This window comes from Paenibacillus sp. F024, assembly GCF_057814255.1.
Genome location: NZ_JBVASZ010000015.1, coordinates 17,812 through 39,544, shown reverse-complemented (window position 1 = coordinate 39,544; position 21,733 = coordinate 17,812). Strand labels below are relative to the sequence as shown.

Here is a 21,733-nt window from a genome sequence, read left to right as displayed (position 1 = left end):
ACCTTATTTTCACCCTTGGCAAAGAAATGAAGGTATAATGATTACGATCAGAATGGCAAAATGGAGGTCCGGTCATGTCGCATACGATTCTAGTCGTGGATGATGAGAAGGAAATCGTTGAGGTTCTTAAGTTATATTTCGAAAAGGAAGGCTATCAGGTCATCGATGCGGGTAACGGTCGTGAGGCGCTGCAGGTGCTGCAAGAGCAGGTTGTTGATTTGGTTGTGATGGACATCATGATGCCGGACATGGATGGGCTGCAAGCCATCCGTCAAATTCGACGCACTAGGCAGCTGCCGGTGATCCTGCTATCGGCCAAAGGCCAAGATTATGACAAAATACTCGGGCTCGGTATGGGCGCGGACGATTATATGACGAAACCTTTTAATCCTCTTGAGGTTGTTGCACGCGTTCAGGCCCAGCTGCGGAGGACATACAACTGGAATGCCGTCCCGACTTCGGTAACGGCAGCATCCCCGATCACGATCGGCAGCTTGACGCTGGATCCAGTGAGCTGCAGCGTTTCCCGCGAAGGTGCGGAGGTCACACTCACCTCAACCGAATTCCGCATGCTGAAGCATTTCATGGAGCACCCGGGACGCGTATTTACCAAACGGCAGCTTTATGAAGCAGTATGGGGCGACATGTATGCAGGCGATAGCAACACCATTATGGTCTGCATCAGCAAACTGCGGGACAAAATCGACGACCCCGCCCAGCCTTATTTAGTCACCATTCGCGGGCTCGGCTATAAATTTGTTAAGAGGATGGGATCTGTGTGAACAGACAGATTACAAAACCGGCAAGCGTCCGCGGTATGATGGTCCGCCACTATCTCATTCTTGCCGTCGCCCTTAGTTTGGCCGGCAGCACCATCGTTTTTTACTTGTTTTACGGGTTGGAGAAAAATTATGATAACTCGCTTACCAGCCTCGTGCTGGCCCGTGATGTCGTCACAGCGGAAGATCCGGGGCCAATGATCAAGCAAATTTCCGAATACGGCGGCTGGGTGGAAATCTTAAACGATCAACGGGAAGTCGTGCAAACGATCGGTCATTCGAAGGAAAGCACGGTCGGTTATACGGAGGACGAATTGCAGCAGTTTCTCGAGAATGATCCGAATGCGGATTATTACTATTCCATTGCTCCGCCCTTGAGTGGGGACTATTCGGGTTACTATCTGCTTAAACTGCCGATGGAGTTGGTGGACGGCAATCACATTGTTAATCCTACTCGGCTAAACCGGGGCATCATGCTGTACCTGGCGACGTCTGTTGGCGCTTTTGCCGCCGTTACTGCTCTGTTTATTTGGGGCTACAGCCAGATTACCTCTATGCGCATCAATATGCCTCTTGAGCAGCTGCATGCAAGCATGCAGGAAGTGATGGGAGGCCATTACGGCGCTCGGCTGCAGTTTGACGCTGCGTACGAATTTCAAAGCATCCGCGATACATTCAACTATATGGTAGACAAGCTGCAATTGGCGGAGCAGGAGAAGAAGGCTTACGAGAATGCGAGGCATCAGCTCCTGTCCGGTCTGGCCCACGATTTAAAAACGCCACTGTCCACCATCGGCGCATTTGCCGCCGCATTGCGAGATGGGATGGTACCGCAGCAAGAGAAACAACTGAGTTATTTGACAGCAATCGCCCAAAAATCAGAACGCATGAACGAGTTGATCGACAGCTTGTTTGAATATACGATCCTAAATCAAACGTCTTTCAACCTAGACCGAGTACAGACAGACTTATGCGAGGTTGTCCGTGAGGTCACCGCGGAACATTATGCGGAGTTGGAGGAAAAGAACTTTACGGTCATCTGCAGCATTCCAGAGGAGCCGCTCATTCATATGCTGGATCTAAAACACTTCAACCGGGCGCTTGCCAATCTAATTGTGAATGCGATCAAGTACAATCCTGTCGGCACGACGTTCAGCATCCGCTTAGCGGGGAGCAGCGAAGATGGATCGCTTTTGGAAATTGCGGACAACGGGATTGGAATAGAACCATACTTGTGGCCTGTTGTTTTCGATGCATTTGTGCGTGGCGACCACGCCCGGCGCAGCAGCGGAACGGGATTGGGGCTGGCAATTTGCCGGCGGATTGTTGAGTTGCATGAGGGAACCATTTCGCTGGCTGCGAATGAATCCGAACGTACGGTGTTTCGCATTTGGTTGCCAAGCACGGCTTAGGAGGCAGAGTTGAGGTTGTATGTAGTATGAGAAGCCGAATCTTTGAACCGTCAGTGATTCAAAAATTGGCCGTGGATGCATCGGTTTCTCCAGACTAATCGTTGTACCATGCCAATATATGGATAGACAGGATAAGGTGGATTCATGTATCCATTCCTTGATTGATTTTCCAAAATCATTTACACTCCTCTTCAGCAAGCGGAATGGGCTATTATGCTTGTTGGCCGGGCATGTATTACGGAAGTCGGTCAGAATGGGAGGAACTTTATAGCCGATGTCGGAGTTGGCGACCTGTGGTTCTTCCCCCCGGAATTCCGCATTCGATTCAAGAATTGGAAGAAACTGCGAGTTTTTGCTCGTCTTCGACGACGCCAATTCTCCGATTTCAATGCTTTATCTATCTCCGACTGGTTCGCACATACGCCAAAGGACGTACTCTCGGCGAATTTTGGTGTACCTATAATGCTTTTAATCAGATCCCGAAACAACAGCGATACATTTTTCAAGGGAGTGTTCCCGGTCCGAGTCAACAGGTGGCGGATCCATATGGGACGCATGACGGTTTTTGCTCCCAATGGTATGGCTCGCACGTTTAATTATCGTGCCGGAGATGTAGGATATGTGCCGTTTGCATTTGGGCACTATATTCAGAATACCGGTGACCAAAGCTTGTGGTTTTTTGGAGATGTTTAAGAGCGATCGTTTTTTGAAGATGTTTCTCTGAATCAGTGGATGGCACTCACGCCTCATCAATTAGTACAGGAGAATCTAAATGTAGGCTCGGATGTAATGAATGCTTTGCGGAAAGAAAAGTGGCCGGTTGTGAAGGCTCCTGGATTTTCCTACTACCCGAAATCCGACTGCCTAAAGAAAGCCGTATATATAAGCTAAGATTGTTCTTCTACACAGGATCTTCATAAGTGATGATTATACTTGTACTATCCCGCCAGAATCGTTCGGCTTGGTGCGGGAATCAACACGTTGGTCAAGGACAAGCCATCAATCATCCGTAGGAGGTTACGTAATGAAAAAAACAGTGATTTTAACCGTTGCCATTGTAATGATTGCCTTATTAGCAGCATGTGGGAATAATACGACCCATCAGAGCCCTGCAAACAGTGATAACAACCAGATGGACCATTCCGCCATGGACCATTCAGACATGAATCATTCCGGTTCAGGTGAGGTTCCTGCTGGATTAGAGGAAGCAAAGAATCCAACCTATAAGGTTGGAAGTCAAGCGATACTCAAAACTGACCATATCCCAGGCATGCAAGGTGCCACAGCAACGATCGTTGGAGCTTATGATACTACAGCCTACGTTGTTTCCTATACTCCGACAACAGGCGGGAAACGAGTGACCGATCATCGATGGGTTATTCAGCAAGAAATCAAAGATTCCGGCGGCCAAAGTTTAGAGCCGGGTGTACAGGTTACACTAGAGGCGGATCACATGGCTGGAATGAAGGGTGCAGCTGCTGAAATCGTATCCGCTGAACCAATGACGGTCTATATGGTTGATTACACCCCGACAACGGGTGGAGAAAAAGTGACCAATCATCAATGGGTAACTGAAAGCGAGCTTTCAGAGAAATAAAGTCATAGACTGGCGGAAGTATTTAGATAAGAAAAAAATGTCGGGGCAAGATGCTCCGACATTTTTAGAACGTGGTTTGTTATTCGGGAATATAAGGCAATTCCCCGACCTTTGGTATGTTAATGACGTGCGTTTCAACATAGGTGAGAAGACCTTCTGAACCATATTCACGCCCAATGCCAGACTGCTTCACTCCGCCGAATGGGAAGCGAACGTCAAGTCCCTGTACGGCAGCTGTATTAATCATTGTTGTGCCTGCTTCGATTCGCCGTGCTACCCTAATGGCATGCTCCTCCTCACCCCATACAGAACTTGTCAGACCATAGATACTGTCATTGACTAAGAAGATGGCTTGATCATCATCATCGAAAGGTAAGATAGGAACGGTAGGGCCAAACTGTTCTTCTACTACAATAGGGTCATCATATCCGGCACCCAATACTAAGGTAGGCTGCATGAAGTAACCTTTATCAAACAGTTCGGGATCAACAACACGCCCCAGCTTGATTACTTCGGCGCCGCGGTTCCGAGCATCGTCGATTAAACTCTGCACAAACTTAACCTGGCCGGCATTATTCACTGGACCAACGGTAACGTCCGGGTTAAAGGGATCACCCACCCGAATCCATTTATTCGCCGCCTCAATATATTTTTCCACGAACTTATCATAAATCGAGCGATGGACATAGATTCTTTTCGCAATCATACAAATTTGTCCGGCAGTCAGAAAGTTTGAGATCACGAGTCGGCGCATCGCGCGTTCATCGTTCACATTGAAATCAGAGAGAATAATCGCTGCATCATTTCCGCCTAATTCCAATGTCATATTTTTAATGGTATCGGATGCGGCTTTCATGATGGCTCTTGCCGTCTTGGTGCCGCCGGTAAATGCAATTTTGGAAACCTTGGGATGAGAGGTCAATTCCACGCCCACATCCGATTCACCATGGACCATGTTAAGCACGCCTGGCGGAAACTCAGCTGCAATGATCTCAATGACTTTGCTGACAGCCAATGGCGCAAGGGGGCTTGGCTTAAGCACCATGGTATTTCCCGCCAAGAGCGCCGGGGCGACTTTAATGGTCGAAAGGGAGAGCGGATAATTCCATGGTGTAATGGCTGAAACAACACCTATGGCATCTTTTGTGATAATGGTTTTGCCGTGGTCATGCTCCTGTACCTGATCTTTAAGCACTTCCTTGGCCGTATTGCAGGCATATTCCATCCACATTAAGGAAATAGCCAGCTCGCCTTCAGCATCGTATAGAGGTTTACCATGCTCACGGGACAGAAGCTGCGAAATTTCCGGACTTGCGTCTTTTATTTTTTCAATAGCACGCTTCATCCGTTCAATACGTTCCTCGATCGGCGTCTTAGCCCAATCAGGGAAAGCCGCTGCTGCAGATTCAATCGCTTTAATGGCCTCTTCACGTGTGTTGATAGGTCCGTAACCGACAATTTCACTAGGGTTCGTCGGATTCTCACGGGGATACTGTTTGTCTGCTGCCACTTTCTCGCCATTGATAATTGCATGAACAATAATCGGTTGATTTATCATAACAGTAGCCTTCTTTCTAATTGGAATTAAGATTTAAGTACATCATGGTCAACATAACGTTCCCCATTTAATTCACTTATTACATTGATTGCGACTCTCGCACCATCGCCGGCTGTGATAATGGTATGAACGCTTACCCCTGCTACCGTTCCTGCTGCCCAAATGCCATTTTTGCTGGTTTTACCATTGTCGTCGACGGAGATCACTTTCTTTATGCGCGGTTCAGTACCCTCTTTTGTGATTAACCCAATTTTTTCGGCCAGATCAATGAATACACCAGTAGCCAAAATCACTTGTTTCGATTCAAAGGTTTGGTTCTCTAAATGAATTTTGTAACCCGTGTCTGTATCTGTAATGTTATTTACTGTATCGATAACCATTTCTGCCCCAAATTTGCTTGCCTGCTTTTTTCCTATTTCTACAAGATCGGGTCCTGTGATTTCCATTACACCATAATGGTTCTCAACCCAAGCTCTTTTTGTCATGGTTTTATCATGATCAATGAATAGAGTTTTTTTGCCGGCTTTAGCAGCAAAGAGTGCAGCCGTTGCTCCAGCAGGCCCTGCACCTATAACAGCAATATCGTACATATTTCGACACTCCTTTTAGTGAGTTGAATTTTTTTGGCGGTTGAAGCTTTTATATACATAGTTGTTATAGCAACTTTAGCCGCGGGTAAAGTCTCTTTTTTGAAACAATTCAAGAAAACATCATAAGCAAGCCAGATCCTATCTAACATTATTGCTTATCTTTGTAAGGATTCTTTTTAGTTCCTTTCGTTCTTCATTTGTAATGCCTTTGTTTACTAAATCATTAAATTGCTCAGTGAGAGGAATAATGTGATGGCCAAGCTGTTTTCCTTCTTCTGTCAAATAAACCAACAATGACCGTCGATCGTTTCTTGGACATACTCTTCGGATAAAACCTTTTTGTTCAAGATTAAACAGCATGCGTGCAACATTTGTTTTATCCTTAACTAGTTGTTCTGCAATTTCATTTTGGTTAAGGCCATCTTTTTCCCAAAGAAGCATCATAACTAAATTTTGTTCAGGCGCAAGATTGTAAGGTGCTAATTGCTTTTTAACATAACTAGTCAAGGTTAGGTCTGTCTGGTGAATCATAATGCTAATATAGTCGTGCAGCGACAACTTCAAACAACCACCTCCTTAGTATGTATAGCAACAGTTGTTATAGCTACATTATAATTTGCAGTATTTTTGATGTCAATTGATTTTTTGTATATGGAAAAAGAATATCCTACCAAAGCAGATTTAAAAGCTAATGTAACTTTTTTAGCAAAAATATAGAAAATTCGGTTGAACTTAACTAGTTTAGAAAAGGAAGCTATAAGTAATGTAAAACAGATATTGACATTAAAAAGCCTTGAATCTATTGCTGGTTTCTATTTTTGCAGTCCATGGTAAAAACGGATTCTGGGCCACAGCAGGTGGTTATGAGTACAACCTTATTTTGATTGCCATTGCATTTGGTGTTGCACTGATCGGGCCAGGACATTATGTGCTGTTCTAATGGATTCAAAACCCGGTGCCGTATAGGTACCGGGTTATATATATGTACGCCCAGCATGGACGTCATCTCTAGGGTGAGAGTCCCGAACGGGGGCTGGCGAACGCCTACCGTTAGCCAAGAGCAAGGGTGTCAGCCGCGAGGTTGAATCTGAAGGGAGTTTGAAGCAAAAGCACGAGCCAAGGTACACGAACTCAATTTGAGGCAGGGTTAGTCGGATGAGTCACCATAACATGACGAAATCCTAAGCCGCCAAAGGCTAATTTTGTAAACTTGAGTGGCTGCGGGCGGAAAGATGACGTTCTTATCTGGGGAGACCTGTGGAATATGCGAAGTAACTTCGTAACCGCAGCCGGAAGGCTGCAAGGTGGTCCCTGGAGTCCACTCCTAGCAAACATTCTGTTAGATGACCTGGATAAAGAATGGTCAGAGCGGGGATTGCGCTTCGTCCGCTATGCGGACGACTGTAACATCTTCGTAAGAAGCAAACGTGCTGGAGAACGGGTTATGGAATCGGTCATTGGCTTTGTAGAAGGGAAGCTTAGACTGAGAGTGAAAAGGGATAAGAGCGCGGTAGACCGCCCTTGGAAACGGAAATTTCTCGGCTTTAGTTTTGTAAGCAACAAAGAAGCAACCATTCGCATCGCTCCCAAGAAGATCGAACCGTTCAAGGATCGTATCAAAGAGATCACCTCTAGGACTAGAGGTGTCACGATGGTAAACCGAATTAAGGAACTCAATCGCTACCTGATGGGCTGGATTGGATACTTTCGCCTAGCATCCGCAAAGACTCACTGCGTGAGACTCGATGAATGGATCCGCCGCAGACTCCGTATGTGTAAGTGGAAGCAGTGGAAACTGCCACGCACTAGATTGAGAAACCTGAGAGCCCTAGGCGTTCCGGATTGGGCAGCGAGAATGATAGCCAATTCACGCCGCGGTTACTGGGAAATGTCCCGAGACATAAATAATGCCCTCAACCTTCCTACTGGAAAGATCAAGGGCTACGTAGTCTAACGTTTCGGTATCTCGAAATTCGTTAACCTTTAGGAACCGCCGTATGCGGACCCGCATGTACGGTGGTGTGAGAGGTCAGGGGCTAGTCGCCCCTATCTACTCGATTGCCTGCATAGATTTTTCGCATTTCTCATTACTTTGCGGAGTATTTCTCCAATCCGCGTAAAATTGTAGACAGGTCGTCCAGGACATGTTGTCTCATTAAATTTTCGGCTTCATCTTCATTTCGATCCTTCATCGATTGATAAATACTCCAGTGCTCTTCCAGAAAAGTCGGACGAAATCCGATGGAGCTCGTAATCGTTCGATATCTTAAGATTTGGGTTCTTATGTTATCCATCATTTGGATCAGTGGGGGATTCTTGCTTGATTGAAGAATCGTATCGTGGAACAGCGTATTTTTGTCCACTACCTTATGCAATTCCCCTTTCTCATAATAAAGCCGAGATAAAACGATACTTTCCTCCAGGATGTCGAAATGATCCGTGCTCATGTTTTGGATGGCCATGCGTGTCGCCAAACCTTCCAATACCGACCTGCATGCGTACAGGTTTTTGATGGTTTCCTTGCTCAAACTTGTAACCTCGGCGCCCTGCGACGGGTAGCAAATGACCAGCCCCTCTTGCTCAAGCTTTCTCAAGGCATCCCTGATGGGGGTTCTGCTTGCATTTAACATTTCCGAAAGCTTCGTTTCTTTAAGTTTTTCCCCCGGCTGGAATTCTCCCTGAATTATAAACTCCTTAATGGATTGGTAAACTTGTTCGTATAAATTCGTTTTTTTCATATCGGTGGTCATTCTATTTCATCACCTTTCCTATCCCTGATTTAAAAAGAAACATCCAGCAGTATGGTGAATCATCTTTTTTCACATTTTGTGTTCATTCATATATATTGTATACAATCATGCATTAAAGTCAATGTTGTTAGGTTTGACAAGCAATTTTATTATATTATGGGTTTTTGTTTATTAAACGATAAATTTTTTGCAATTTAAACGGTTGACAAAATGGAACATCGATTGTAATATGTAGACAATAAAATTAATTGTATACAAATTTATTTATGTATACAATATTTAATGCATGAAAAGGGATTTTTCGTTCTTCAGATTGCAGATGACAGAAGACCACCGAATGACACTTGACGACTACATAAGCGAATGGAGCCTCACTAAGATCAGAGAAAGAAAAGTTTCAGTAAAGTTTTTCCCTTTTACAGCATCGAAGAGACAATACAACATTGTTGAAAATGTTGGTGTTATTGGTTGATCGTTACTTTATACTCAATTATAAGGAGGAACTACTTTGTTTAAGAAAATCTCTATTGGTGTTGCAATGACTTTAATGTTAACTTCAATGCTCGCTGGATGCGGCAGTCAGGGATCATCATCTGCTCCCGCGGTATCGAATGCGAAATCGGACCCCAAATCGGTCCAAAATGTAACCGCTTCCGAAGGTGAGTTCACCATTAAGCTTGGACATGTGTTGGCTCCGCAGCATCCTTATCAAAAAGGAAGCGAGAAGTTTAAAGAGGTCGTCGAGAAAAATTCCAACGGCCGGATCAAAGTACAGATATTCCACAGCGGACAATTGGGCGGCGAAAAAGAACTGGTGCAAGGCATGCAGGGAAATATAGTGCAGGCCGGGGTTATCGGGGCTACCATGGGGATCGTCGAACCGAAATTTTTGGTTTTGGATATGCCTTTTGCCTTTGAAAATAAGGAGCAAGCCTATAAAACTCTCGACGGAGAGTTGGGCAAAAAGCTGTTCGGTATGATTGAGGATAAAGGGTTAAAAGGTCTCGGCTTCTGGGAAAATGGTTTCCGTAATGTGACCAATTCTAAAAAACCGATTAAGACACCGGATGACCTGGTGGGAATGAAAATCAGAACGCCGGAAAATAAAGCGTATGTAGACACGTTTAAGGCATTAGGAGCAAACCCTACCCCGATCTCGTTCCCTGAGCTGTTCACGGCTCTTGAACAAAAGGTTGTAGACGGACAAGAAAATCCGGTGCCTTTGATTCATTCCTCCAAATTTTACGAAGTTCAAAAGCACATTTCTTTAACAGGTCATTTGTATGGTGCGGCCCCATTGATCATGAGCAAAAAGTTTTACGACAGCTTGCCGAATGACCTGAAGAAGGTAGTCGATGACGCTGCCTTACAGGCCCGCGATTTCGAGAGAAATATTGCGGAGGAGCAGGATAAGAAATTGCTTGAAGATCTGAAGGCAAATGGGATGATCGTTACGGAGGTTGATAAGGCTCCGTTCAGGGAGAAAACAAAGTCGGTTTATACCACATTCGAATCGCAATTCGGCAAAGACTTGATGGACCTGCTGCCGGGAAGAAAATAGGGGAAATAAAGGGGGGAGATGATTATTTCTTCCCCCTATATGATTGCGGTTGTGCTGGCTTCTCGCCATTACGATAATCTCGACATAAAGGACTGAAACGAATGCAATCTATCCAGGCTTTTCATCTGATAAACAAAGTGATTATGGGCGTTGGCTCGATTAAGGAGCTGCCTGCTCAAGTTGAAAGACTGCGCGGGAAAAAGGTTTTGATTATTACGGATCACGGATTGATTAATACTCCAATACCCAAAAATATACAGAATTTGCTGCCTGCCATGGAGGTTCAAATTTACAGCGATGTTGAGCCGGATCCAAGCTTGGAAACGGTAATAAAATGCGCAAATTTCGTGAAATTGAATCAGTTTGATCTTTTGATCGGGCTCGGCGGAGGAAGTCCTTTGGACGTAACCAAGTGTGCATCGGTATTGGCCACCAATGAAGGGGATATCGAGCAGTATCTTGGTATCGAAAAGATCAAGGTGCCCGGTCTGCCCAAGATTTTAATTCCGACTACCTCGGGTACCGGAAGCGAGGTCACGAATGTGGCCGTGCTCAGTTTGAAGGAGCAAAAAACAAAAAAGGGCATCGTAAGCACCCGCTTATTTGCGGATGTGGCCATCGTTGACCCTGAATTGACACTTAATCTGCCTCCGGGCATCACCGCATCGACCGGGATGGATGCGCTCACTCATGCGATTGAAGCCTATGTATCCCGCTTTGCCCAACCATTGACCGATTATTTTGCGCTGCAGGCGATCCAGCTCATCAGCAAATCGTTAAGAACAGCCGTACATAACGGCCAGAACCTGCAGGCCAGAACGGATGCCATGCTCGGCAGTCTGTATGCGGGCATCGCTTTCGGCAGTGCCGCAACAGGTATGGTTCATGGCCTTGCAATGCCCTTGGGCGGTTTATTCGGTATCCCGCATGGGATAGCCAATGCCGTTTTACTTCCTTATGTGATGGAATATAACCTCATCAGCTCGATGGAGAGATATAAAGATATAGCAGCGGCCATGGGCGAGAAGGTGGACCATTTGTCTGTGAGGGAAGCGGCAGAAAGGTCGATCACTGCGGTCCAGTCCTTGTCCAGAGATATTAACATTCCACAATTTTTGGACGATCTGAACATTACAAAAGATAGTATTCCAGCTATTGCCGCAGACGGCATGACGAACGATAGACAGATTAAGCCGAACCCAAGGGATGTCACTTATGAAGGATTGGTACAAATTCTGGAAAAAGCTTTTAGATAACCATTCGGGAGGAAGCGAAATGAAATCAGTTGAAAAAGATTTGTTAATCTACGATAAATTGTTTATTAATAATGAATTTGTGTCTCCGGCAACAGGAGAAGTGTACGAATCGATTAACCCTGCCACCGGAAAAGCTTGGGCTATGGTCGCCAAGGGGGGACGTCAAGATATTGAGACGGCGGTTTCCGCAGCAAGACTAGCCTTCGAGCAAGGACCATGGAAGAAGACGAACGGAACGCAGCGCGCCCGTTTGCTTCGTAAGCTCGGCGATCTCATCGGTCAAAACACGGAAAGATTGGCGTATTTGGAGTCGATGGATAACGGAAAGCCTTATAAGGAAACGTTAAACGGCGAAATTCCGATGGTTAGGGAATGGTTTTATTTTTATGCCGGCATTGCGGATAAAATTTATGGAAGCTATCTTCCTCACGATACTAATCTTTTTACTTATACCCGAAAAGAGCCCGTCGGAGTGGTGGGCGCGATCATCCCATGGAATTCTCCAATGATGATGATCGCCTGGAAGCTGGCTCCCGCTCTGGCAGCTGGAAATACCGTGATCGTCAAACCTGCCGAACAAACATCAATCACTGCTTATGAGTTTGCCAAGCTGGTGGTGGAAGCTGGCTTCCCTGCGGGTGTGGTGAACATTGTTTCCGGCCCGGGAAAAGAAATCGGTTCGGCGTTAGCCTCGCATCGGGATGTCGACAAGATCGCGTTTACGGGGTCCGGTCCAACGGCACAAAGCATTATCAAGGACTCCGCTATCAACATCAAACGTCTTTCCTTTGAGCTCGGAGGCAAGGCGCCTCATATTATTTTCGACGATGCAGACATGAATCAGGCGTTGATTGCCGCCGCATCTGGCATCTTCATCAATGCGGGCCAGACTTGCGCTGCGGGCGCGAGATTATTGCTTAGCCACAAAATTTACGATGAGTTCCTCGAAAAGCTGGTCAACAAGGCGAGGCAGGTTCGCGTCGGCAATCCGATGGACGAGCGGACTCACATGGGACCGCAATCGTTGAATTCACAGCTGTTAAGCATTGAACAATATGTGAATCAGGCCAAAGCGGACGGAGCGGAAATTTTAACCGGAGGCGCAAGAACGAAGGTAGCCGGGCTGGAAGAAGGTTTTTATTACAGCCCAACGATCGTGACGAACGTAACCAATCAGTCGATGATTTGCCAGGAAGAGCTGTTCGGCCCGGTGTTGACGGTCGTTCCTTTTACGACGGAAGAGGAAGCGGTGCATATAGCGAACGATGTATCTTTTGGACTCACTGCCGGTCTTTGGACCAACGATGTCCGCAAGGCCCATCGCGTGGCGGATCAAATCCGGGCAGGAATGATATGGGTGAACACGTATCGCAAGTTCCACTGGGCTGTTCCTTACGGCGGCTACAAGATGAGCGGCTACGGCAGAGAAAACGGTTTGGAAGTGATGGAATTGTATACGCAAACCAAGAGCATCATGATGGATTTATCGGAGTCGAGACCGGATCCTTACAGTAGCTAAGCCACAAGCGGGAAGCATCGGAATCAGCATTGGAGGACCAGCAATGGTCCTTTTCTTTTCTTCAAGAAGAGTATAAGTATGGAGGAAATTGAAATATGAAGAGAGGGGAGATTTAGCTTGAAAAGTGTGGGGAAAACAATAGACCGCCTGTTTAACGGGCTCATCGCTTTGGCCTTGTCGGTTATGGCCGTCCTTGTATTCGGAAATGTCGTTTTGAGATACGCGTTTAACTCCGGCATTACCTGGTCGGAGGAGATGGCAAGGTTTTTGTTTGTTTGGCTTGTGCTTATCGGCGCCATCATGGCGCTGAAAGAAAATGCCCATTTGGGCGTCGACATGCTGGTCAAAAGGCTGCCGAAACCGCTGAAAAAAGCCGTTTATCTCGTCAGTAACTTGATTATGCTGGTGGTTTTGTATCTGATTATCGAGGGAAGCTGGAAAATGACGCTGTTGAACGCGGACAGTTTGGCTCCGGCGACCAATATGCCGTTATCCTATATTTACGGTACAGGAATTGTGATGGGAGTCGGTATGGCTGTGATTATTGTGTTGAAAATTTACCGTCTCTTGTTCGGTAAGGCGGACATCAACGATTTAACGCGGACGCAAGAGTCCGAGGAGCTGCTTTCCACCGAGGCGAGCCCAGTGCTCCAGGAGGTGTCGAAATGATCGTGACCGTATTTTTAGGCTCTTTGCTAGGCGCTATGGCGCTGGGCATGCCGATCGCTTTTGCACTGCTTGTTAGCGGACTTTGCTTGATGTTTGCCGTCGGAATGTTTGACAGCCAGATCATGGCCCAAAACCTGATCAACGGCGCGGACAACTTCCCGCTGCTCGCAATTCCGTTCTTTATTCTGGCAGGGGAATTGATGAATGCGGGCGGCATTTCCAAACGCATCATTGATTTCGCCATGGCGCTTGTCGGTCACATCCGCGGCGGACTCGGGTATGTGGCGATTATCGGGGCGATTATCTTCGCGGGTTTGTCCGGTTCTGCAGTAGCGGATACGGCCGCGTTAGGAGCGATCCTGATCCCGATGATGGCTAATGCGGGATACGACAAAAACCGTTCCGCAGGCTTGATCGCTGCCGGCGGCATCATTGCGCCGATTATCCCACCGAGCATTCCGATGATTATTTTCGGCGTCACGAGTGGGGTGTCGATTACCAAATTGTTTATGGCCGGTATTGTCCCGGGCATTATGTTGGCCGTCGGCTTGGCGATTACGTGGTCTATCATTGTCCGCAAGGGAGACTACAAAGTCATGCCGAGAAAATCCGGCAAGGAAATTGCGAAGGCTACGGTGCAGGCGGTATGGGCGCTCATCCTGCCGGCGATTATTATCGGCGGGCTGAAGTTCGGCATCTTTACACCGACGGAAGCGGCGGTGGTCGCGGCATTTTACGCCTTATTCGTCGGCTTTGTCGTTTACCGTCAACTGAAAATCAGCGATTTGTACCGCGTATTGATTTCCGCAGGGAAAATGACCAGCGTCGTGATGTTTTTGGCCGCAGCGGCTATGGTATCGTCGTGGCTGATCACCGTAGCCAATATCCCTGCCGAGCTCACCGACATGCTCGGTCCGTTAATAGAGAATAAATTGCTGCTGCTGATTGCAATCAATATCCTCGTATTGCTGGTCGGTACCGCAATGGATTTGACGCCTACGGTGCTTATCCTGACGCCGGTACTGATGCCGATCGTTACCGCTGCAGGCATCGATCCGGTTTATTTCGGTCTTTTGTTTATCCTGAATAACTGTATCGGCTTGTTGACACCGCCTGTAGGCACCGTACTGAACGTGGCGGCCGGTGTCGGAAAAATCAGCATGGAGGACATTATGAAAGGCGTTTGGCCGTTTTTGCTGGTCGAGGTCATCGTACTTATCCTGCTCACTTTGTTCCCTCAGCTCGTACTGGTGCCTTTAGACTGGTTAACCTAGGGTGATAAATAGAGACAGGTGATAGGGCGATTCATCATGAAACACAATTGACAAAAGTGTATCTAAATTTTATAATTGTATACAAAGAAATTATATGTATACAAATCGGAGGTACAACCTATGATCCTTCCAAATCAAGTGAAAATTATTGAAATCGGTCCGCGGGACGGTTTGCAAAATGAGAGCAAAAACCTGGATACCGAGCAAAAGGTAGCGCTTATCAAGCAGTTGGCCGCCTCCGGTTTTGATGAAATTGAAGCCACTTCCTTCGTTCATCCTAAATGGATTCCCAATCTAGCGGATGCCGAGCAAGTCATAGCTCAAACGAAAGATTTGCCGGTTACGCTGTTTGCTCTAATCCCGAATGAAAGGGGTTATGAGCGTGCCGTCAAATCCGGCATCCACGGTGCGACTTTTGTATTGTCCGCAACGGATTCGCACAGTCTTAAAAATTTGAACCGAACGACGGAAGATTCCATTCAGGAATTGAAAATTCTCGCGTCAAGAGCAAAGCGGGATGGCCTGTACGTAAGAGCTTCCGTTTCCACCGTTTTCGGATGCCCGTTCGAAGGTATAACAAGTCTCGAACGCGTGTTAAAAGTCGTGAACGGGCTTGCCGCCTCCGGTTTTGAACGAATCGGATTATGCGACACGATCGGCATCGCCAATCCGTATCAAACGTTCGATTATATGAGCGCACTGAAAAAAGAATTTGCGGAAATCGAATTTGAACTGCACTTCCATAACACCTATGGTAGAGGCTTGGCTAATGTTATTGCAGGCATTGAAGCGGGTATATACGCTTATGACAGCAGCATTGGAGGACTGGGAGGATGTCCATATGCTCCCGGAGCCACCGGAAACATTTCCACGGAAGACCTGGTAGATATGCTGCACTCCATGGGGATCGAAACGGGAATTGATTTTATGAAATTGCTGAAGGCCTCGGATCTGATAAACGATTACTTCAATAAACCGTTGGATAGTCAATTGTGGCGCGTTAAGCATAATAAATAACTGCAAGTCATAACTCAGATTGACTTTAAGGAAGTGATGGAAAATGGATACGGCCAACAATCAAAAATTGCCTTTAGAGGGTATCAAAGTAGTGGAGATGGGATCCCTCATTGCAGGTCCCTTTTGTTCCCGGATACTAGCTGAATTTGGAGCTCAGGTTATTAAAATTGAACCGCCGCAAGGCGGAGATCAAATTCGTAAATGGCGGAAATTACACGATAACGGGACTTCTCTTTGGTGGTATATTCAATCGCGGAATAAAAAATGTATTACACTGGACTGCAGGTCTGAAGAAGGGCTCAATATTGCCAAAAAGCTGCTGAAAGAAGCGGATGTCCTGATTGAAAACTTCCGACCCGGCACCATCGCTAAATGGGGGCTGACTAAAGAGGTTTTGGAGCAATTGAATCCGCGGCTGATTACTTCTCATATTTCAGGATATGGCCAGAATGGTCCTTATCATGATCGTCCCGGTTACGGTGTGATCGGCGAAGCCATGGGCGGACTGCGTCATTTAACGGGGTATCCTGATCGTCTTCCGACAAGAGTAGGAATCAGCATAGGCGATTCCGTAGCTTCCTTGTATTCCGTCATCGGTATTTTAATGGCACTGTATAACAGGGACGTTCACTCAGGAAAAGGTCAAGAAATCGATGTTGCTTTATATGAAGCGATTTTTAGTTTAATGGAAAATATGGTGCCTGAATATCATAAAGCAGGGGTTATCCGTGAAAGAACGGGTTCCATCCTGCCTGGCATCGTTCCTTCCAATCTATATAAAACCAAAGACGAAAAGTACATTGTTTTGGCCGCCAATGGCGATAATATTTTTCAGCGGCTGGTGCGGGTGATGAAAAGAGATGACTTGGCGGGAGACGAAAGATTTTTAACCAACGATGGACGGGTAAAGCATGCCGATTATCTTGAAACGCTTATTAAAGATTGGGTCATGTCGTATAATTTTAACGAATGTTTGGAGCTGTTGAATAACAACGGCATACCGGCGGGCGCCATCTACAATATTGAAGATATTATGGCTGATCCTCATTATCAGGCGCGCGATATGATTTTGGAAATGGAGCACCCGGATATCGGCAGCTTAAAAATGCCCGGCATCGTGCCGAAACTAAGCGAAACGCCGGGAAGAGTAGAGTGGCTGGGACCGAGACTGGGCGAGCATAATGTCGAAGTGTTCAAAGGGATCGGATTAACGGATGATCAAATAGCCAAGCTGCAGGAAAAAGGCATTATATAAAATTGGGCCTGCATGAATCATAAGACCATCTTTTTGCTAAGGGTTAACCGGCAGGAAGATGGTTTTTGGCTTGTTATTAAAGTCGATAGGCTGGGCCCCAGCGAGATAAAGAACGTGTGAATTCGTGGTTCATGTTCAGGTTCTTTTATTTTCATCGTACTCTCCTTTTTTAAATAAGCCGGCGATAGCTCATACATACATTTCTCCTCCAGCAGTAAAGACAGACTGACAAAAGTAACTTTTGCAGTCTCTCGCTTTTAATCATTTGGAAGCAGGCAGCTCGATTTTTATTTCCAATCCCTTGATGTATTGATTTTCTTGTACATTTTCCGTGAAGTCATCCTTGATTACAAATGGCTTTACAATCAAATAGTTGGTCGTCCCAGGAGTTGATCCGTATAGGCTGTCAAACTTCAGGCGGTTCGCTTCAATCACACCCTCCCCGTTTAGGGCAGGCAGTTGGCGGCCTTGATCGTCAAATACGGCTGCACCGATACGAATTAGCCTTATTTCATCTTTTGGCTCTAAAGCGACCACGTTGTTCAATGCCATGGAGGTGGAAAAGCGAGTAGTCACCGGTGTTACCTGTAGGTCGTTGACAGAAAAAGTAAGCTCATCATTGGCAGCAACCGCATTGGGATGCACGCTTACGATATTATCCGTGTGTTTATGGAAGGGGAGGTCCAGTTTAAACTCATGGTCGATTCCTTCGAGAGTGATCGATACCTCCGCGTTGAATGAATCGGGAATAGAGCCCGTGCCGAACGGATCTAGTACCTGTTCAAAGATCAGCAAGTTAGGATGTGCTTCCCCGGCACTTCCGTAATATAAGCCTTTCAGTATTATACCTGAATCGTCTTGTCTTTTTCCATCTATAGTGAAGCCTATATTCTGGATTGCGCTGCTGAGTTCTACGACCTTTTTTCCGTTATTATATTCGCCGTTGTGCAGATTCGGGGCCGTTACATTAAGCAGAAAAGCGGCCCGGCTTCCGTCGAACACCGTCTCGGTCACCTCAAGCTTGACATCTTTATAAGAAACATTGCTGTTCATGGTGGAGGCAAGCCCGATGTCGCCGGCATTTCGGAGTCCGATGTCGGCTTCAATAGAGCTGAAGATACTTCCTATGAAAGGAATATTCTTGAGCGAAACCGCCATAACCGGGGACACAAAGCCCGAAGCGAAGATCACCGTTCCAAAAATGCTTGCTGCTGCAATGACGGAGGCTGCGCGGCGAAGTCGTGAACGTTTCGGTCTTATTGTTCTCGGGACAGAGAGCTCCGAGAGCGAAGCGTAGGTCTCATCCAGACGCGATCGGACAAGCGATGACATAGCCGTATCTGTGGTATGCCCCTTTTTCAATTCGTTCTCGAGTTTAAATCGATCCATAGTACATCTTCCCTTCACGAAGTAATGTTAAATTTTTCAGAAGCGTATCGCGCGCTCTGGAAAGGCGCATCTTGGCGGCACTTTCCGAGATGTCCAGGGCACTGGCCACCTGCCGAAGCGGTAAGTCTTCAAAGTAGTGAAGAATCACAACGATCCGCTGCTGCTCTTCCAGCCGGTCCACGGCATCCCTCATATCCACATGATCGTAATCGTCGGAGGCCGCAGGAGTCTCCGGGATTTCTGCATAAGCTACAGTGCGGGAGCGGCCTGCGAGAATGGTGTTGCATTCATTGATCAGAATTCGGAAGATCCAGGTCTTGAAATATTTTGGCTCACGAAGGGAATGAATCGATTTATAACCCTTCATGATGGTTTCCTGCAGGACATCCGCGACATCCTCATCCTTTCTAACAATGGATTTGGCCATATAATGCAAAGAGTTTTCCAGATGCTTAACAAGATTGATAAATGCATCACTGTCGCCATCTATGGCTTGAACGGCAAGTTTTGTCAGATTCACTTTGAACACTCCTTTCATTCTTGTTTTGTATATACATTAGTTAGACTGGTCCGGCCGGTATATGGTCACATCTATTTTGACGTGATCTTTTCAAGAAGTGTTTCACACTTCGCATTTAAGAGGTACTTTGGTTTTTGGATCAAAAGTAACGTGATTAGACGAGAGATGATGAGTTTGACAATTATAGATTACAACTGTAGTATAAGATTACGTAAGTAATCAATGTATGAAAAGGAGGGTAGGTTAAACAGTTTCCGCATTTTATATTTTGATGAATCGCTTACCGGCCTGATGAGCGGTTCGCATACGCGTCTACATACAAGGTATTGGCGGCAGGCGCGGTGCTGCTGAACAGCTCGATTGAGGAGCTCGACGAAATGATCACCTATTCCGGCGATGACTTGGTTACCTGTTCGCCCATTACGGAAAAGCATGTGTCAAGCCGCGATACTCAGGATGCCGGCTACGACAACTCACTTATTGCACAGGCTGCCAAGGTTGCGCTGGACGCCTTGAAAGGAGAGTGCCTTATGAAGAATGTTCGTCATTTCATTTGCATGTTACTTTTTCTATTCGTTCTGACGGGCTGCAAAGAGAAGAAGCTTCAACCGGAAGACGTGCTCGCAAGCTATATCGGGTATTGGCAGCAGGGACAATATGAACAAATGTACGAACTGATCTCCGAATCGGCCCAAAACGCGATTACGAAGGATGAATTCGTCACTCGCTATCGTTCCATTTATGAAGGAATCGGCATGAGCAACCTCAGCGTTTCCGCCGTTGTTCAATCCGACGAAGCGGAAGATGATGCATTGGACACGAAGATGTTCCCTTATCAGCTTAAGCTGGACACCGCGGCAGGGCCGATCGCTGTTGACGGTGCCATGCCCATCGTGAGGAACAAAGAAACGAATCAGGAATGGAAAGTGGCATGGAAGGAATTCTTGCTCTTCCCGTCCATGGAAAAAGGAGATAAGGTGAACGTACATACGTTGAAGGCGGAAAGAGGAGGCATCTACGACCGGTTTGGCCGGGAGCTTGCTTCAAACGGAAGTATCGAAGTGCTGGGGATCGTTCCGGGGCAGATGGTCGATGCGAGGGAGGAAACAATCGCCAAGCTCGCGGAGAGGATTGAAGTTCCGAAATCGTTTATTCAGGAAAAACTCGCGGCGTCATGGGCTAAAGACGATGCTTTCGTACCCATCATGCATGTGACGGGAGATCGGGTTAAGCTTGATTTTAGCGATTTGCAAGGGGTCACCAAGAGAACTAAGAACGCAAGGGTATATCCATACGGTGAAGCCGCCGCTCATTTGACCGGGTATATCCGACAAGTCACTTCCGAGGATATCGAAAATCATCCGGACAAACAGTTCGGTCCTGCCGACGTTATCGGGAAAGCGGGAATGGAGCAGATTTACGAGGAACGCTTAAGGGGGCGGGACGGCGTCCAAATCACCATCGTCAAAGCGGACGGACAGGTGAAAGCAATTCTTGCCAAGGTCGAGCCGATAGATGGAGAGGACATCCATACGACGATCGACGCGCTGCTGCAGGATACGATGTATCGATCGCTAGACGGTGACGCGGGAACGGGAGCTGCCATTCACCCCCGAACGGGCGAGATTTTTGCCTTAGTCAGCAGTCCGGCCTACGATCCGAACCTGTTTATTCAAGGGTTATCTCCGGAGCAATGGAATTCGTGGAATGAAGATCCCAGGAAGCCGCTATTAAACCGATTTACCAAACTGTACGCACCCGGCTCCGTATTTAAACCGATCACCGCGTCTATCGGATTACAGCTTGGGGTAAGCTCGGTCAATGAGATCAAGACTATCGATGGATTGCGGTGGGCGAAAGATGAAAGCTGGGGCAGCTATTACGTGAAACGGGTGAGGGATGTTCCCGTTCAGAACCTTACGGAAGCTATCGTAAACTCGGACAATATTTATTTGGCTCAAGAGGCCATCGAAATCGGTACGGACCATTTCAGCAGGGAGGCACAAAAATTCGGGTTTGGAAAGCCCTTGCCGATTTCGTATCCGTTTCCCCAGGCGAGTCTATCGAACAATGGTATAACCAATGAAATCCTGTTGGCCGATTCCTCCTACGGACAAGGAGAAGTCGTTATGAGTCCGCTGCACCTGGCTTTAGCCTATACCCCATTTATCAATGGAGGGGAACTGATCACGCCGGTACTGGAGCTTAAGGAAGGAGAGCAACCTTTGGGGAAAAAATGGGGAGACCCGGTTCTGGCTCAGGAAACGGCCGCAGCGGTTAACCGGATGCTGCTTGAGGTTGTCGAAAATCCCAAGGGTACAGGACACGGGGCACATCTAAAAGGTCACCGGATTGCGGGGAAAACCGGTACTGCGGAGTTGAAAAGAAGCAAAGAGGAGAAAGGCCAGGAGAACGGTTGGTTCGTGGCTTATGATGCGGATCGGACAGACATATTGATGGCCGTCATGATCGAAGATGTGCAAAATCGCGGCGGGAGTGCTTATGTCGTACGTAAAACGGCGCCTGTTCTCAAAGCGTACATGGAGGGCCTGTATTAAGACGTTAGTTTGATAAATCGACAAAGAAA

At 46.9% G+C, this 21,733-nt stretch carries 18 protein-coding genes and 3 pseudogenes; 15 read left to right on the top strand and 6 right to left on the bottom strand.

Annotation, left to right across the window (positions count from 1 at the left end):
- The first annotated feature begins 74 nt into the window (after positions 1 to 74).
- The 5 genes and pseudogenes from ACZYR9_RS16390 to ACZYR9_RS16370 all read left to right on the top strand — a co-directional run bounded on the left by ACZYR9_RS16390 (position 75) and on the right by ACZYR9_RS16370 (position 3,788).
- On the top strand, positions 75 to 782 hold the full coding sequence (locus tag ACZYR9_RS16390) for a response regulator transcription factor (RefSeq protein ID WP_488979566.1): 708 nt from the start codon (positions 75 to 77) through the stop codon (positions 780 to 782).
- Entirely contained in the window at positions 779 to 2,191 is a 1,413-nt protein-coding gene (locus ACZYR9_RS16385) for a HAMP domain-containing sensor histidine kinase (protein WP_488979565.1), read from the top strand. The genes ACZYR9_RS16390 and ACZYR9_RS16385 overlap by 4 nt, the downstream gene beginning before the upstream one ends.
- 174 nt (positions 2,192 to 2,365) lie before the next feature.
- Positions 2,366 to 2,635: pseudogene (locus tag ACZYR9_RS16380) on the top strand (cupin domain-containing protein); the annotation flags it as partial.
- Positions 2,636 to 2,737: 102 nt separating this feature from the next.
- Positions 2,738 to 2,884 carry a cupin domain-containing protein gene (locus ACZYR9_RS16375; protein ID WP_488979564.1) on the top strand — a complete coding sequence of 49 codons (147 nt, stop codon included), beginning with the start codon at positions 2,738 to 2,740 and terminating at the stop codon, positions 2,882 to 2,884.
- A 331-nt stretch (positions 2,885 to 3,215) separates the two neighbouring features.
- Positions 3,216 to 3,788 (top strand): YdhK family protein, encoded by a 573-nt coding sequence (locus tag ACZYR9_RS16370; protein ID WP_488979563.1) that lies wholly within the window; start codon positions 3,216 to 3,218, stop codon positions 3,786 to 3,788.
- 79 nt (positions 3,789 to 3,867) lie between these two features.
- Here ACZYR9_RS16370 and ACZYR9_RS16365 read toward each other — a convergent pair whose 3' ends face one another.
- The 3 genes from ACZYR9_RS16365 to ACZYR9_RS16355 all read right to left on the bottom strand — a co-directional run bounded on the left by ACZYR9_RS16365 (position 3,868) and on the right by ACZYR9_RS16355 (position 6,500).
- Entirely contained in the window at positions 3,868 to 5,346 is a 1,479-nt protein-coding gene (locus ACZYR9_RS16365; protein WP_488979562.1) for an aldehyde dehydrogenase family protein, read from the bottom strand.
- Between the two features lie 26 nt (positions 5,347 to 5,372).
- Positions 5,373 to 5,936: an FAD-dependent oxidoreductase gene (locus tag ACZYR9_RS16360; RefSeq protein WP_488979561.1), complete on the bottom strand. Its 564-nt coding sequence runs from the start codon at positions 5,934 to 5,936 to the stop codon at positions 5,373 to 5,375.
- A 138-nt stretch (positions 5,937 to 6,074) separates the two neighbouring features.
- The gene (locus ACZYR9_RS16355) at positions 6,075 to 6,500 is read right to left on the bottom strand and encodes a MarR family winged helix-turn-helix transcriptional regulator (protein ID WP_488979560.1); all 426 of its coding nucleotides are present in this window, start codon (positions 6,498 to 6,500) and stop codon (positions 6,075 to 6,077) included.
- Positions 6,501 to 6,738: 238 nt separating this feature from the next.
- On the opposite strand from ACZYR9_RS16355, the pseudogene ACZYR9_RS16350 reads away from it, so the two are divergent.
- Together ACZYR9_RS16350 and ACZYR9_RS16345 are read left to right on the top strand one after the other, a co-directional pair.
- Positions 6,739 to 6,876, top strand: a pseudogene (locus tag ACZYR9_RS16350) (oxidoreductase); the annotation flags it as partial.
- 342 nt (positions 6,877 to 7,218) lie between these two features.
- Positions 7,219 to 7,916, top strand: a pseudogene (locus ACZYR9_RS16345) (group II intron maturase-specific domain-containing protein); the annotation flags it as partial.
- A gap of 107 nt (positions 7,917 to 8,023) precedes the next feature.
- On the opposite strand, the gene ACZYR9_RS16340 reads toward ACZYR9_RS16345, so the two are convergent.
- Entirely contained in the window at positions 8,024 to 8,686 is a 663-nt protein-coding gene (locus ACZYR9_RS16340; protein ID WP_488979559.1) for a GntR family transcriptional regulator, read from the bottom strand.
- Between the two features lie 508 nt (positions 8,687 to 9,194).
- Here ACZYR9_RS16340 and ACZYR9_RS16335 point away from each other — a divergent pair.
- The 7 genes from ACZYR9_RS16335 to ACZYR9_RS16305 all read left to right on the top strand — a co-directional run bounded on the left by ACZYR9_RS16335 (position 9,195) and on the right by ACZYR9_RS16305 (position 17,237).
- Positions 9,195 to 10,247, top strand: coding sequence for a TRAP transporter substrate-binding protein (locus ACZYR9_RS16335; protein ID WP_488979558.1), 1,053 nt, complete (start codon positions 9,195 to 9,197; stop codon positions 10,245 to 10,247).
- A 101-nt stretch (positions 10,248 to 10,348) separates the two neighbouring features.
- Positions 10,349 to 11,503 (top strand): iron-containing alcohol dehydrogenase, encoded by a 1,155-nt coding sequence (locus ACZYR9_RS16330; protein WP_488979557.1) that lies wholly within the window; start codon positions 10,349 to 10,351, stop codon positions 11,501 to 11,503.
- Positions 11,504 to 11,522: 19 nt separating this feature from the next.
- Complete coding sequence (locus ACZYR9_RS16325; protein ID WP_488979556.1) at positions 11,523 to 13,022, top strand: aldehyde dehydrogenase; 1,500 nt, start codon at positions 11,523 to 11,525, stop codon at positions 13,020 to 13,022.
- Between the two features lie 126 nt (positions 13,023 to 13,148).
- Entirely contained in the window at positions 13,149 to 13,691 is a 543-nt protein-coding gene (locus ACZYR9_RS16320) for a TRAP transporter small permease (RefSeq protein ID WP_488979635.1), read from the top strand.
- Complete coding sequence (locus ACZYR9_RS16315; RefSeq protein ID WP_488979555.1) at positions 13,688 to 14,965, top strand: TRAP transporter large permease; 1,278 nt, start codon at positions 13,688 to 13,690, stop codon at positions 14,963 to 14,965. Before ACZYR9_RS16320 ends, ACZYR9_RS16315 begins: the two co-directional genes overlap by 4 nt.
- Before the next feature lie 120 nt (positions 14,966 to 15,085).
- Complete coding sequence (locus tag ACZYR9_RS16310) at positions 15,086 to 15,982, top strand: hydroxymethylglutaryl-CoA lyase (protein WP_488979554.1); 897 nt, start codon at positions 15,086 to 15,088, stop codon at positions 15,980 to 15,982.
- Positions 15,983 to 16,025: 43 nt separating this feature from the next.
- A complete protein-coding gene (locus ACZYR9_RS16305) occupies positions 16,026 to 17,237 on the top strand; it encodes a CaiB/BaiF CoA transferase family protein (RefSeq protein WP_488979553.1) in 1,212 nt (403 codons plus the stop codon).
- Positions 17,238 to 17,498: 261 nt separating this feature from the next.
- On the opposite strand, the gene ACZYR9_RS16300 is transcribed toward ACZYR9_RS16305, so the two are convergent.
- Together ACZYR9_RS16300 and ACZYR9_RS16295 are read right to left on the bottom strand one after the other, a co-directional pair.
- A complete protein-coding gene (locus ACZYR9_RS16300; RefSeq protein ID WP_488979552.1) occupies positions 17,499 to 18,626 on the bottom strand; it encodes a DUF4179 domain-containing protein in 1,128 nt (375 codons plus the stop codon).
- Positions 18,613 to 19,146: a sigma-70 family RNA polymerase sigma factor gene (locus ACZYR9_RS16295; RefSeq protein WP_488979551.1), complete on the bottom strand. Its 534-nt coding sequence runs from the start codon at positions 19,144 to 19,146 to the stop codon at positions 18,613 to 18,615. Before ACZYR9_RS16295 ends, ACZYR9_RS16300 begins: the two co-directional genes overlap by 14 nt.
- A gap of 341 nt (positions 19,147 to 19,487) precedes the next feature.
- Here ACZYR9_RS16295 and ACZYR9_RS16290 point away from each other — a divergent pair, with 341 nt between their 5' ends.
- Positions 19,488 to 21,704 (top strand): penicillin-binding transpeptidase domain-containing protein, encoded by a 2,217-nt coding sequence (locus ACZYR9_RS16290; RefSeq protein WP_488979550.1) that lies wholly within the window; start codon positions 19,488 to 19,490, stop codon positions 21,702 to 21,704.
- The last annotated feature ends 29 nt before the right edge of the window (positions 21,705 to 21,733 follow it).